The sequence below is a fragment of the Gottfriedia luciferensis genome (assembly GCF_001712755.1).
GTDB lineage: Bacteria > Bacillota > Bacilli > Bacillales > Bacillaceae_G > Gottfriedia > Gottfriedia luciferensis_B.
The window spans coordinates 17,652-30,366 of the sequence record NZ_MDKC01000036.1 but is presented as its reverse complement, the minus strand read 5'-3'; the positions used below and the strand labels follow the sequence as shown (position 1 = coordinate 30,366).

Here is a 12,715-nt window from a genome sequence, read left to right as displayed (position 1 = left end):
ATTTCAAGAAAGAAAATAACTTTCAGCTAGTTCTCTAACAGTCTCGCGCTCAATGTCATCACTTAATTTAGCGATAATTGTGCGTTCAATTGCTCGAAGCACTGGTATATGAACAGATAAATCACATGCGTCAAGAACACCGCGAATACTTGCTGCATCTTCACTAATTCTGCCTTCACTTGCTAATGGAATTAAATCACTTGAAAAGTTTGTGAATTTCTTCAGTAGTTCTTCATCTTTTAGCTCAGATTCATCTTTTAATAACTGAAGTAATGATTCCCCGTTAATATATGGAACATCTATGATAATGAAGCGATTTTTTAAAGCTTCATTTAATTCGCTTGTTCCTACATATCCTTCATTTATTGCGGCGATTACTCTAAAGTTTTCGTCACCTTTTACTACTTCTTGAGTAAATGGATTTGTAATCATTTTTCGATAATCAAGTGCACCATGTAGTAATGGTAATGTTTCTGGTTTAGCCATGTTAATTTCGTCAATATATAAAATATGACCTTTTTTCATTGCTTTCATTAAAGGTCCATCGATGAATACTACTTCAGATCCGTTCGTATTAGAGGCAATTGTGTTGTATCCAACTATACCTTCTAAATCTAAATCGACTGAACAGTTTATGCTGTGCATCGGTTGATAAAGCAATTTTGAAAGAGTCTCTGCTAAAACCGTTTTACCACTTCCTGTTGGACCTTTTAATAATATATTTTTACCAAGTAGAAGGGCAGTAATAGCATCTTCTAAAATCGTTTTATCTTGAGAAACATATTGTTTTGTTCCGATTAATAATTGCTCTTCTTTTAGAACTTTTTGAATTTGTTCATTATATATTAAATTTAATTTTTCATTAATCGAACTAGAAAGATTTAGTTTTGTATTCATAAATTACTCCTTTATATAAACATTGTTCAATTGGACTATTCATTTGTGTATTAACCATAGTATTATCGCATATTTGAATTGTGAATGTCTTGTCCACATATTTTTAAGATTTTGCTAATACAGTTACTATCTTTTGAGTATAACAGTTTGTCGTTTAACAGGAAAGTTTTCAGAGTGAATTACTATATATATGAAGCAACTGTAATTTAGTGGAAAGAATTAAGTGTTTATATGAGTTAACTTTTTAACCACTTTGTTCAATGTTTCACAATATGTTCATAATACAAAGGATTGTTTCGGTTCATCGTATGTTAAATTAGATATGTAATCTGTTATATACTTAATTAACTTTCTGTATTATATGCAGAAGAGGAGGAGTAATACGATGGAACAATGGAGACAATTTGAAACTGGACGATGGGAACAAACGATTGATGTAAGGGACTTTATTCAAAAAAATGTTAAATCTTATGTTGGGGATGACTCTTTTCTTTTAGGCCCAACAGATGCAACTAACAAACTATGGGATCTAGTACTTAAATTATCTAAAGAAGAACGCGAAAATGGCGGAGTTTTAGATATGGATACGAAAATTGTATCTACGATTACTTCACACGAACCAGGATACTTAGAGAAAGAATTAGAGCAAATTGTTGGATTCCAAACAGATAAACCGTTTAAAAGATCATTACAACCATTTGGTGGAATTCGAATGGCTGAAGCATCATGCGAGTCTTATGGATATAAGGTTGATGATGAAATAAGTAAAATATTTACAGAATATCGAAAAACACATAATCAAGGCGTATTTGATGCCTATACATCAGAAATGAAAGCAGCAAGACGTTCGGGTGTGATTACTGGTCTACCTGATGCTTACGGTCGTGGAAGAATTATTGGTGATTATAGAAGGGTAGCGTTATATGGTGTAGATCGACTGATCAACGATAAAATTGATACTTTAAATAAAACAACAAGTGTTATGTCAGAAGAAGTAATAAGGGATCGTGAAGAACTAAATGAACAAATCCGTGCATTAAATGAATTAAAACAAATGGCAACAAAACATGGGTTTGATATTGCTAGACCTGCGACAAACGCAAAAGAAGCTTTCCAATGGTTATATTTTGGCTATTTAGCAGCAATAAAAGAACAAAATGGAGCAGCTATGAGCTTAGGGCGAGTTTCAACATTTTTGGATATTTATATAGAAAGAGATCTTGAAGAATGTACTTTAACTGAACAAGACGCACAAGAATTAGTCGATCATTTTGTAATGAAACTGAGATTAGTCAAGTTTGCTCGTACGCCTGATTATAATGAATTATTTTCTGGCGATCCTACTTGGGTAACAGAGTCAATCGGTGGAATAGGAATAGATGGTCGTCCACTTGTAACAAAGAACTCATTCCGTTTTTTAAATACTTTAGATAACCTAGGACCAGCTCCAGAACCTAACTTAACTGTCCTTTGGTCATCAAAACTACCAGTCGGATTTAAACAATATTGCGCAAAAATGTCAATTAAAACTAGCTCAATTCAATATGAAAATGATGATATCATGCGTCCGGAATATGGTGATGATTATGGCATTGCATGTTGCGTTTCCGCTATGACAATCGGTAAGCAAATGCAATTCTTTGGTGCACGTGCAAATCTTGCTAAAGCATTGTTATATGCGATTAATGGTGGTAAAGATGAAAAGTCAAAAGCTCAGGTAGCACCTATGTATGCTCCAATTACATCTGAGTATCTTGACTATGAAGAAGTAAAAATTAAGTTCGACGTTTTATTAGATTGGTTAGCAGGCTTATATGTTAACACATTAAATTGTATCCACTTTATGCATGATAAATATAGCTATGAACGAATTGAAATGGCGTTACATGATGCAAATATAAAACGTACAATGGCAACAGGTATTGCAGGATTATCAGTTTGTGCTGATTCATTATCAGCTATCAAGCATGCAAATGTTAAAACAATTCGCGATGAGAATGGAATCGTTGTTGATTTTGAAATTGAGGGAGAGTATCCAAAATACGGGAACAACAATGATCTTGTAGATGATATTGCTGTAGAACTTGTTGAAAGCTTTATGGCAAAAGTAAGAAAGCATAAAACATATCGTAATTCAATTCATACAACATCAGTGTTAACGATTACGTCTAATGTTGTTTATGGTAAAAAGACGGGTAATACACCAGACGGAAGAAAAGCAGGTGAACCATTTGCTCCGGGTGCCAATCCGTTACATGGACGAGATACAAATGGAGCGCTAGCATCATTAAGTTCTGTAGCGAAATTACCTTACGAGGATGCACAAGATGGAATTTCAAATACTTTTTCAATCGTTCCAAAAGCTTTAGGTAAGGACGAGAGTACACAAATATTAAACTTAGTAGCAATGTTAGATGGATATACGGAAAAAGGTGGCCATCACTTAAACGTAAATGTGTTCAATCGAGAAACATTAATGGATGCGATGGAACATCCTGAAGAATATCCGCAATTAACGATAAGAGTCTCAGGTTATGCAGTTAACTTCATAAAACTAACTAGGGAACAACAAATTGACGTAATAAATAGAACTTTCCACGGTTCTATGTAAAAATCACTGTGTTTAAAGCCTAGTGGGGGACATACTTCTCTAGGCTTTAATGTTTTTTGGTAAGTAAGGAAAAAATTAGTTCAGAGGAGAATGACAATGGTTTCAGGAAATATACATTCAATAGAAACTTGTGGAACTGTCGATGGACCAGGTCTTAGATATGTAATCTTTACTCAAGGATGTTTATTAAGATGTCAATATTGTCATAACGCAGATACGTGGAAAATTGGAGCAGGTAAAGAAATGTCAGTTGATCAAGTAATAAAGGATATCAAGACCTATATCCCATTTATGAGATCATCTGGAGGTGGGGTTACGGTTAGTGGTGGAGAACCATTATTACAATTAGACTTTCTATTAGAACTGTTTAAATCTTGTAGAAAAAATGGGATTCATACAACGATTGATACATCTGGTGGATGTTTCAGTACTGATCCAAACTTTCTATTAAAATTAGACGAAGTATTAGAATACACTGATTTAGTTTTATTAGATTTAAAGCATTTTGATGGAAAAAAACATATAAAACTTACGGGAAAATCAAATGAGCAGATTAAATGCTTTGCTAAATACTTGGACAATAGAAATATCCCGGTTTGGATTAGACATGTATTAGTTCCTGGAATCACCGACTCTGAAGTTGATCTAATAAAACTAGGTGGCTTTATAAAGACTTTAAGTAACGTGGAAAAAGTAGAAATTTTACCATATCATCAATTAGGAGTTTATAAATGGGAAGCATTAGGATTAAAATATCCTTTAAAAGATATTCAACCACCATCAAATGAAAGTGTAAATCATGCTTATCAACTATTAACTCAAATGAAAGAATTACAAACTTGTTAATAAAACTAATTACTTTGAACTGTCCTTTTTATGTTAGTAGGCGTCTAACATTTAAAGGACAGTTTATTTTATTAGCTTTTTAAGATTATTTAGACGATTGACTAAAATAAATTTGAGGTTAGTGAATATAATGAAAAATAGTCATTTTTAGTTTCTTATTTTAAAGGGTGAATTTTAATGAAGGAGTTTCGATTTTCTTGGTATGTTTTAATAGATGATCAGAATGGAATCGAAGGGGGATCTTTTGTTCGAGGAGAAAAAATTGAAGATGAAATGCATCGAATAAAGGAAAAACTTAGTAAGGAATATTATGTTAGACCGTCCTCGGTTTATATTATTGAATCAAGTGAAATTTAAATAAGATATTGTAAATTTTGCAAGATAGTTATACGGAGCATTACTCGTTATAAAATTATTCTAGAAAAACAAAAAAGGCTTCCTAAGAAAGCCTTTTTGAATAAAATTATTTGCCTATGCCATTAAAATTAGTATAACCTGCAGCACGATCAGCTCTTTTAAATTCTTTTGCATATAATACTTCTTGAGTAGAACTTAAATTACGTCTCGTTTTATCTTTTCGTTTATCCACAAAAAACACCTCGCTAAGTTATAAAATCCTTAGTAAGTCTCTCCATTTTTTGTGGCTGATATACTTAATTATGCTTCTTTTAAATGTGTAACTTCATGTTGTTGGTAATCTTCACGCATTGTATGCAATAAATAATTGTCTTTAGTAATTTCAAATAGATCGTAAATTTCTTCATTTTGATTTATTTCATCATATAGACATTTACGTGATTCATTTGCTAATGATGCGTATGGTAGTTTACTTGCAGCATAAAAAGAACGTTTATTCACTTTACGAATACGCATAAAAATAGAGTTGATTCCTAAATCGTGAAATAACTCATGGAAGAAAGCGTCTTTTGCTGGTTTATTATAACCCATTCCGTGAAAAGGTTTGCCTAACCAAGTTCCTAAAAAGCCATATCCATCTTCAATATCATGTAAAGAAATGTTACCAATAGGGTTACCCCACTCATCTAAGATTGTTCTTGATATCATTTTTCCTTGTTCTTCTAGTTCGATTGCTTGTTTTGTGATAAATAAGAATTCTTCGTACGAATTTGCTTTATGGCGCACAAAGGGAAAGACATCAGGATGCACCATAAGTTCAAAAAGTACAGAACAATCTTGTAAATCTCGCTGTTTCAGCATCTCTACTCCTCCTCATAATAAGGGTAGCGAAAGAAGGTTACGCCACCCGCGAAATTTTTGTGAGGACTAAAACAATAAAATTTAAAGTCCTGTGAAGTGCATTAACTATGAATAAATTATGAATAATTTTTTAATGCACCCTAAAATTTCGGGGTGGGAATCGAACCCACTAGGACCAGCGATTTACTGGTGGCTCACCATTTGCCTTTCCCGTTAAAATACTATATAAGAAAAGTGTTTTCACACTTTCTATTTAATTTACCGCAAACGTTCTTACTATACTATAATAAACGATTTTGTTCAAATTGCAAACTAAAATTATTCGATATTTTTATACACAATTCTACCATCTATGACAGTGAGTAATGGTTTAGCCATATAATGAAACGGATGATGGGACCATAATACTACATCACCATCTTTACCAATTTCTAAGCTACCAATTCTATGAGATAAATTAAGATTTTTTGCTGGATTAATCGTAATTGCTTTTAAAGCTTCGAGCTCAGGTAAACCTTCTCGAACTGCTATAGCTGCACATACATTTAAATACTGAATTGGCGTATAAGGGTGGTCAGTTGTAATTGAAACACTTACCCCAATATCAGCAAGAGCTTTGTATGTAGTCCAGGATTTATTTTTTAATTCGATTTTTGAACGTCTAGTTAATGTAGGACCAACAGATACTTGAAGGTTTCGATCCTTTAGATGGTCAATAATTAAATGACCTTCTGTACAATGTTCAATTCGTATATCTAAGTTAAATTCTTCTCCAAAACGTATAGCTGATAAAATATCATCTGCACGATGAGCATGAATTCGTACTGGAATTTCTCTATTTAAAGCTTTAATAATTGGTAAAATTCGAAAGTCATCTGGGTTATGCGAGTTTTTAGCTTCATAGAATGCTTCACGAAGCATTCCCATAATACCCATTCTAGTAATTGATTCTTTATTCCCGTTACTATGAGTTCTTTTTGGATTTTCACCAAAAGCGATTTTCAATCCAGACGGTTCTTGAATAATCATTTTATCGACACTTTTACCATATGTTTTAATTGTACAAGTTGTTCCACCAATTACATTTCCACTACCAGGCATAATATGAGCTGTTGTAATTCCATGTTGGATTGCATCAGTAAAAGCAACATCAAGTGGCAATATTCCATCCATTGATCGAATATGTGGAGTCAATACTTCAATTGTTTCATTCGCATCATTTCCAGCCCAACCAGTTCCTTCGTCATATAGTCCTAAGTGAGTGTGTACATCAATAAAACCTGGAAATAGTGGTTTTCCTGCACATTCTATGACAATTGTTTGATCTTCAATCGAAAAAATCTCAGGTGCAATTTCTTTAATTTTCCCATTTTCAATTAACAAATCATGGTTATATAAAACTTGAGATGTAATGGGAAAAATGGTTGCATTTTTAAATAATAGATTCATGATAAATCCTTTCAAAAACTAATTTAAAGTTAACAGTAAAGCTTCTTTTAAAGTTGGGAATTGAAAGTTATAATTAGTTTGAATGGCTTTAGAAGGAATAACTTTTTGACCTTCTAAAACTAGCATACTCATTTCACCTAGTAATAATTGAAGGGCAAAATTAGGAACTTTCAATAGATTTGGTCGATGTAAAGCTGCTGAAAGGGATCTGCTAAACTCGTTCATTGTTACTGGATTAGGTGACACTAAATTGATTGGCCCTCTAATTTCGTTATTTTTTATCGAATGAAGAATTAGTCCAACAACATCCTTCTCATGAATCCAAGATATCCACTGGGTACCTTTTCCGATTGGACCACCCATAAACAATTTATAAGGCAAAATCATTTTTGGAAGTGCTCCACCATTTAACCCTAAAACAAGACCAAATCTAGCGAGAATAGTCCGAATTCCCAGTTCCTCAGCTTTTCTGGCAACAGTTTCCCATTCTCTTACAGTTGATGCTAAAAAATCATTTGAAATAGGCTTGTCATCTTCATTAAAAGTTATAGATCCCGAGGTTCCATAAAACCCTATTGCGCTAGCATTAATAAAAAGTTTTGGACGATGGGCTTGTCTTTCAAACCATGTAATTAGAATATTTGTAGATTTTATACGACTTTGTAAAATTTTGTCTTTTAATTGTTTAGTCCACCTACCGCTGTTTATTGATTCACCGGCTAAGTTAATGACTACATCAATGGACTCCCCAAAAGAATTCGAGGTTAATTGATCCCAATTAATATAAGTAATAAATGGATTAGATGATGTTCTTATATTTCTTGTGACAATATAACATTGAAATTCATGTCGAATAAATTCATTTATTAATTGAGATCCAATAAACCCTGTACCGCCTGTAAGAAGAATCTTCATCCACGCATCTCCTTAATACATAATATGATATTATTATTTTTATGTGTACATAAAAACAAAATTTATTTTGAGGTAAATTATGTCTATAATAACGAAAATTCAAGTTCAAAAATTAAATAAAGAACGATTTAATATTTATACAGATAGTGGGAATGGTGAAGAGTATTCATTTAGTGTAGATGCTGATACTCTTGTTAAATTTAACATAAAAAAAGGTCAATCATTTGAGCCATTTGAACTAGAAGAGATATTAAATGCCGATCAACTTAGAAAGGCATATCTATCTAGTATTGTTTATTTATCTAGAATGATGAGAACAAAAAAAGAAATAGAACAATATTTAACAAAGCAAGAATTCTTAATTGATACAATCCAAACTACAATTATCCGACTTGTAGAAGAAGGGTATATTAATGAAGAAAAATACGCTGAAAGCTATGTCCGCACGTCTATAAATACGACTTTAAAAGGACCAACAATCATTAAGAATGAACTACTAGCAAAAGGGATTCAAAATTCTGTAATAGAGAAAAGCTTAATTTTATTTTCAAAAGATAAACAAATTCAACATGCTATTTCACTCTGTCAAAAAAAGGTTTCTTCACTTTCGAAGTACTCAACAAATCAAAAAAAGGCAAAGCTTGAAGAACTACTGAGAAGAAAAGGATATTCTGCAAACATCACTTCGATTGCAATTGAAGAAACACAATATGAAAGTGAAGAAGATGATGAATTACAAACTCTTTTAATACATGCTAGAAAAGCGAAAAAGAAATATGATAAATTAAGTGGCTGGGAATATACTCAAAAAATGAAAACAGCATTATTTCGAAAAGGTTTCCCAATTGATTTAATTGAAAAAGCAATTTTAATTTTAGAAGAGGAAGAATACTAAAAAATTGGTTGTCTGTTATTAGCTTGATATAATAAAAATATCTAAATGATTTAGAGGAGACTTAAAATGGAAATTCCAAAACGATATAGTGACTTAACAAAAGATGAATTAGTTCAAGAAATCAGCAATTTGAATCATCAAGCTAGAAAAGCTGAACAAATGGATATGATCAATGAACTTGAAGTAATACTACGTAAAAAAACGATGGCTCAATCATATTTATTAGACGCAAGTCAATTTATTCCTGGCGAGCAATATGAATTAATTGAAGAACCAGGTGTATTATTTATGATCACATATATGAATGGTATTTTTGCTTGGGGTCATAAAAGTACTAGTGAGGAAGAAATAGGAATCCCAATCGCACTATTAAAGAAACCAGGGATGTAAAAACCCTGGTTAAATTTTCTATTCATCACGATTACTTTTTGCCATACGATCTCGCGGATTTGTATTAATGCTCCCATTTGGACGGATAGAAGCATTTTGTGATTTGTAATCTATATTACCATCAATAGCCATATCATGCTTTTGTTTTGAAAAACGTTCACTTTTTGTTGTCATCTTAAAACCCTCCTAGTGATTAAAACGAATTGATGAAACGAACCATCATCAATATGATGACCATTTTGAATTTAGATATGATGATAATAAATGTTTAAAAATTGGAAGGTGTAATTATATGGAGAAATATTTAGAGCAATTAACTGAGCTATTACTAAAAGAAAATAGTCATTTAACATACTCACAAGCAAAAATTTGGGTTGAATGGCTATGGGAAGATTTTGAAGCAACTTATGCTAAAGCTGGAGAATATCATGGAGAAAAAATGTCTAAAAAGGTTGTTCAACAATTTATATTCCAATATGGAAAATATTTGCATGAAACAGATATAAAAATTGCAAAGCCACCAGGATTAGAAATTATAGAAACGAAAGAGAAAGATAATCTTCTTCATTAAAAAAATAACCCTTAGCAAAAAAATTGCTAAGGGTTATTTTTTGTTTTTCATGGTTCCGCTTTTAGTTTTTTCTGTAATTTTTTCTCACTAAAGATCCAGCCAGTGAATGAACTAATAATATTATGTTCATAGTCAAATTTGACTACTGCAACAAATGGGTAGTATGTTTCAGTCCTGTACCTTAAATCGATTAATCTTAATTCTTTATGGTCGTCATGTCCAATCAATTCCCAAATATAAACTGGTGAAAATGCCAGGAATGATTTAACGTTTTCATCCTTAAAGGCTGCTTTTACGTCTTCAATTACTGGTAACGGGATCCTTTTAAATACGTCGTGGATTTTAAAGATTCTTTTCTTTATTTTACCAACGTAATGATGAGAATCTGTACTTGCTACAATATGATAATGAGTGTATTTTATAGAAGGTGAAACATAGACACGTTTTACATCCGGCAATTTTTTTGTGACTGTTTGAATCACGATTTGTTTTTGTCGATATCTAAACGCATAGTAAAAAATCATAATGAAATAGAGCATGACACAGATCGGACCGGCTCTAAAATGAAAAATAACAAAAGGAACTCCAACTAAATGGATTGCAAAAATAATTGGATCGAAAGTATTTATGATACCAAAAGCAATCCAGCGTTTTGAAAAAGGCCTTAGTGCTTGGGTTCCATAAGCATTAAATAAATCAACAAATACGTGTACACTTACTGCTAGGAAAGACCAAAATAAATAGAGTCCAAAGTGTTCTCTATTATTAAATAATGTCATAATGGCAGAAAGTGATAATGTCCATAAAATGACTGCTGGAATTGAATGCGTAATTCCACGATGATGTTTTAAATATTTTGCGTTATTTCTTAATTTTAATATCGTGTCACTGTCTGGTAATTGTGATCCGATGATTGTTGTTAATAAGAGTGAGTTTGTCAAATGTGGGTCATGTAGGACAATTGGACTCAGGGTTGCTAATCCGCCAAGTGTAAATCCCATTACAAGATGAGTACCAGTATCCATGTAGTTCCTCCCTTTACTTACCCTTTTAAATTTTATAGTATTGACTATTAACAAAAACATATAGATGTTACAGAAAGGTATAAGTTATGAATAATGATTTAAATACGACATTAGAAGTTTTCCCCAAAAATGACTTTAAAAATAATTTAGTTAATTGGTTTTTAGCAGAACAAAGAGATTTACCTTGGAGAAAGAATAAAGACCCATATCGAGTATGGGTTTCAGAAATAATGCTTCAGCAAACACGTGTAGATACAGTAATCCCTTTTTATAATAAGTTTATGCAAAATTTCCCTACTATTGCTGACTTGGCGAATGCCGAGGAAGAAAAAGTACTAAAAGCATGGGAAGGACTTGGTTATTATTCTAGAGCTAGAAATTTACAATCGGCTGTCCGAGAAGTCCATGAAGAGTATTCAGGTAAAGTGCCAAATACGCCAGAATTAATAAGTAAATTAAAAGGTGTAGGACCTTATACTGCTGGAGCGATCCTTAGTATTGCATACGGTAAACCAGAGCCAGCCGTTGATGGGAATGTAATGAGGGTATTATCTAGAATATTAACAATTTGGGAAGACATTGGTGTACCGAAAAATCGGAAAGTTTTTGAACAAGCTGTAAGAGCTTTAATTAGTCATGAAGATCCGTCTTCTTTTAATCAAGGTTTAATGGAGCTTGGTGCATTAATTTGTACACCAACAAATCCTGCATGTTTATTATGTCCTGTGAGAGAACAATGTTTAGCTTTTGAAACTGGAGTTGTGACTGATTTACCTATAAAAAGTAAAAAGAAGGCACCAAAACCAATTAATTTAGCAGTTGGTGTCATTAAGAATAGAAAAAATCAATATTTAATTCAACAAAGACCTTCTAGTGGATTACTTGCTAATATGTGGGAGTTTCCAACTGCTGAATTGCAATCAACGATGTTATCTAAAAGTGATACACTTAGCTTTTTCTTAAATCAAGAATCTCAATTAGTAGTTGAAGGATTATCTTATCAATTTAATATTGAGCATGTTTTTTCACATCTTGTATGGAAAATGGAAGTATATGTTGGAGATGTAATTAATGAGGGTAAATTAACAAGTAATCAAAAATGGGTAACATTAGATGAGTGTAAAGAGCTCCCGTTTCCGGTAGTTCATCAAAAAATTTATCAGCAAATCGAAAAGCTTCAGTAATGAAACAAAGAACCCCAACAAAGAGTTGGGGTTCTTGTGGTTTAAGAGTGATTTTAGTCAAAAGTAGGGCGAGTACCACTAGTCCAGTCTGCTTCATTTCTATGAAGACCACCACGTGATTCAATTTCTTTTATGATTTCTTTTTGCATTGTGCTACCTTCGATGTTTAAATAACCAGTAATTTGCTGAAACGAATGATGATAGTATTCCAATTCACTATCTTTCCAATGAGTTTTTGGAGTCATAGATAATTCTGAAAGATCTCTGCCAACGTACATAATAAGCCTCCTTTAAATTTCTTCTCATAGTTTTCCACTCGAACAGTTCATTAAACAAAAAAATAAAGTAAAGTTTTTTACATATTACTCCGATTAATGGACATCATATTATTCGTGGAGGTGATAAATCATGAACAACAACAATCAATTCAATGCTGGAAAAACAGCATCTGGAACTAACATTGGCAAAGTAAAACAACAAAACCAAAGTTTTGGACAAGAGTTTTCAAGTGAAACTGATGTTCAAGCAGTTAGAGGAGCTAATGCACAATCTACTCAAAAAGCTGCATCTAAAAACTTTGGACAACAAAACCAAAGTTTTGGACAAGAGTTTGCAAGTGAAACTGATGTTCAAGCTGTGAGAGAAGCAAATGCAAAATCTGCACAAAGATCTTCTTCTAGCAACTTTGGACAACAAAACCAACAATAATAACCT

Annotated in this window: 16 protein-coding genes; 8 read left to right on the top strand and 8 right to left on the bottom strand. The window is 32.4% G+C overall.

The window, feature by feature from the left end; all coding sequences use genetic code 11:
* Positions 1 to 3: 3 nt before the first annotated feature.
* Complete coding sequence (locus BED47_RS20890; protein WP_069035254.1) at positions 4 to 897, bottom strand: ATP-binding protein; 894 nt, start codon at positions 895 to 897, stop codon at positions 4 to 6.
* A gap of 385 nt (positions 898 to 1,282) precedes the next feature.
* Here BED47_RS20890 and pflB point away from each other — a divergent pair, with 385 nt between their 5' ends.
* The 3 genes from pflB to BED47_RS20875 all read left to right on the top strand — a co-directional run bounded on the left by pflB (position 1,283) and on the right by BED47_RS20875 (position 4,711).
* On the top strand, positions 1,283 to 3,508 hold the full coding sequence (pflB, locus tag BED47_RS20885) for a formate C-acetyltransferase (protein WP_286143764.1): 2,226 nt from the start codon (positions 1,283 to 1,285) through the stop codon (positions 3,506 to 3,508).
* A 96-nt stretch (positions 3,509 to 3,604) separates the two neighbouring features.
* On the top strand, positions 3,605 to 4,354 hold the full coding sequence (pflA, locus tag BED47_RS20880) for a pyruvate formate-lyase-activating protein (protein WP_069035252.1): 750 nt from the start codon (positions 3,605 to 3,607) through the stop codon (positions 4,352 to 4,354).
* Positions 4,355 to 4,531: 177 nt separating this feature from the next.
* On the top strand, positions 4,532 to 4,711 hold the full coding sequence (locus tag BED47_RS20875) for a hypothetical protein (RefSeq protein ID WP_069035251.1): 180 nt from the start codon (positions 4,532 to 4,534) through the stop codon (positions 4,709 to 4,711).
* A gap of 106 nt (positions 4,712 to 4,817) precedes the next feature.
* Here the strand turns inward: BED47_RS20875 and BED47_RS20870 are convergent, their stop codons facing one another.
* The 4 genes from BED47_RS20870 to BED47_RS20855 form a co-directional block, all read right to left on the bottom strand.
* The gene (locus tag BED47_RS20870; protein WP_069035250.1) at positions 4,818 to 4,943 is read right to left on the bottom strand and encodes a YfhE family protein; all 126 of its coding nucleotides are present in this window, start codon (positions 4,941 to 4,943) and stop codon (positions 4,818 to 4,820) included.
* 68 nt (positions 4,944 to 5,011) lie between these two features.
* Positions 5,012 to 5,572: a GNAT family N-acetyltransferase gene (locus BED47_RS20865; RefSeq protein ID WP_025671591.1), complete on the bottom strand. Its 561-nt coding sequence runs from the start codon at positions 5,570 to 5,572 to the stop codon at positions 5,012 to 5,014.
* A 318-nt stretch (positions 5,573 to 5,890) separates the two neighbouring features.
* Complete coding sequence (locus tag BED47_RS20860; RefSeq protein WP_025671592.1) at positions 5,891 to 7,021, bottom strand: amidohydrolase; 1,131 nt, start codon at positions 7,019 to 7,021, stop codon at positions 5,891 to 5,893.
* 18 nt (positions 7,022 to 7,039) lie between these two features.
* Complete coding sequence (locus tag BED47_RS20855; protein ID WP_069035249.1) at positions 7,040 to 7,936, bottom strand: TIGR01777 family oxidoreductase; 897 nt, start codon at positions 7,934 to 7,936, stop codon at positions 7,040 to 7,042.
* Between the two features lie 79 nt (positions 7,937 to 8,015).
* Here BED47_RS20855 and recX point away from each other — a divergent pair, with 79 nt between their 5' ends.
* On the top strand, positions 8,016 to 8,831 hold the full coding sequence (recX, locus tag BED47_RS20850) for a recombination regulator RecX (RefSeq protein ID WP_069035248.1): 816 nt from the start codon (positions 8,016 to 8,018) through the stop codon (positions 8,829 to 8,831).
* 66 nt (positions 8,832 to 8,897) lie between these two features.
* On the top strand, positions 8,898 to 9,221 hold the full coding sequence (locus tag BED47_RS20845) for a YfhH family protein (RefSeq protein WP_069035247.1): 324 nt from the start codon (positions 8,898 to 8,900) through the stop codon (positions 9,219 to 9,221).
* An 18-nt stretch (positions 9,222 to 9,239) separates the two neighbouring features.
* Here the strand turns inward: BED47_RS20845 and sspK are convergent, their stop codons facing one another.
* A complete protein-coding gene (gene sspK / locus BED47_RS23360) occupies positions 9,240 to 9,395 on the bottom strand; it encodes a small acid-soluble spore protein K (RefSeq protein WP_084007022.1) in 156 nt (51 codons plus the stop codon).
* Between the two features lie 118 nt (positions 9,396 to 9,513).
* Between sspK and BED47_RS20840 the strand changes: the two genes are divergently transcribed.
* On the top strand, positions 9,514 to 9,792 hold the full coding sequence (locus BED47_RS20840) for a YfhJ family protein (RefSeq protein WP_069035246.1): 279 nt from the start codon (positions 9,514 to 9,516) through the stop codon (positions 9,790 to 9,792).
* Between the two features lie 47 nt (positions 9,793 to 9,839).
* Here BED47_RS20840 and BED47_RS20835 read toward each other — a convergent pair whose 3' ends face one another.
* Positions 9,840 to 10,817 carry a metal-dependent hydrolase gene (locus tag BED47_RS20835; protein ID WP_069035245.1) on the bottom strand — a complete coding sequence of 326 codons (978 nt, stop codon included), beginning with the start codon at positions 10,815 to 10,817 and terminating at the stop codon, positions 9,840 to 9,842.
* An 86-nt stretch (positions 10,818 to 10,903) separates the two neighbouring features.
* Between BED47_RS20835 and mutY the strand changes: the two genes are divergently transcribed.
* Positions 10,904 to 12,001 carry an A/G-specific adenine glycosylase gene (gene mutY / locus BED47_RS20830; protein WP_069035244.1) on the top strand — a complete coding sequence of 366 codons (1,098 nt, stop codon included), beginning with the start codon at positions 10,904 to 10,906 and terminating at the stop codon, positions 11,999 to 12,001.
* A gap of 53 nt (positions 12,002 to 12,054) precedes the next feature.
* On the opposite strand, the gene BED47_RS20825 is transcribed toward mutY, so the two are convergent.
* Positions 12,055 to 12,279, bottom strand: a complete 225-nt coding sequence (locus BED47_RS20825; RefSeq protein ID WP_069035243.1) for a cytosolic protein — start codon at positions 12,277 to 12,279, stop codon at positions 12,055 to 12,057.
* A 130-nt stretch (positions 12,280 to 12,409) separates the two neighbouring features.
* Here BED47_RS20825 and BED47_RS20820 point away from each other — a divergent pair, with 130 nt between their 5' ends.
* Positions 12,410 to 12,709, top strand: coding sequence for a gamma-type small acid-soluble spore protein (locus BED47_RS20820; protein WP_069035242.1), 300 nt, complete (start codon positions 12,410 to 12,412; stop codon positions 12,707 to 12,709).
* Positions 12,710 to 12,715 lie beyond the last annotated feature (6 nt).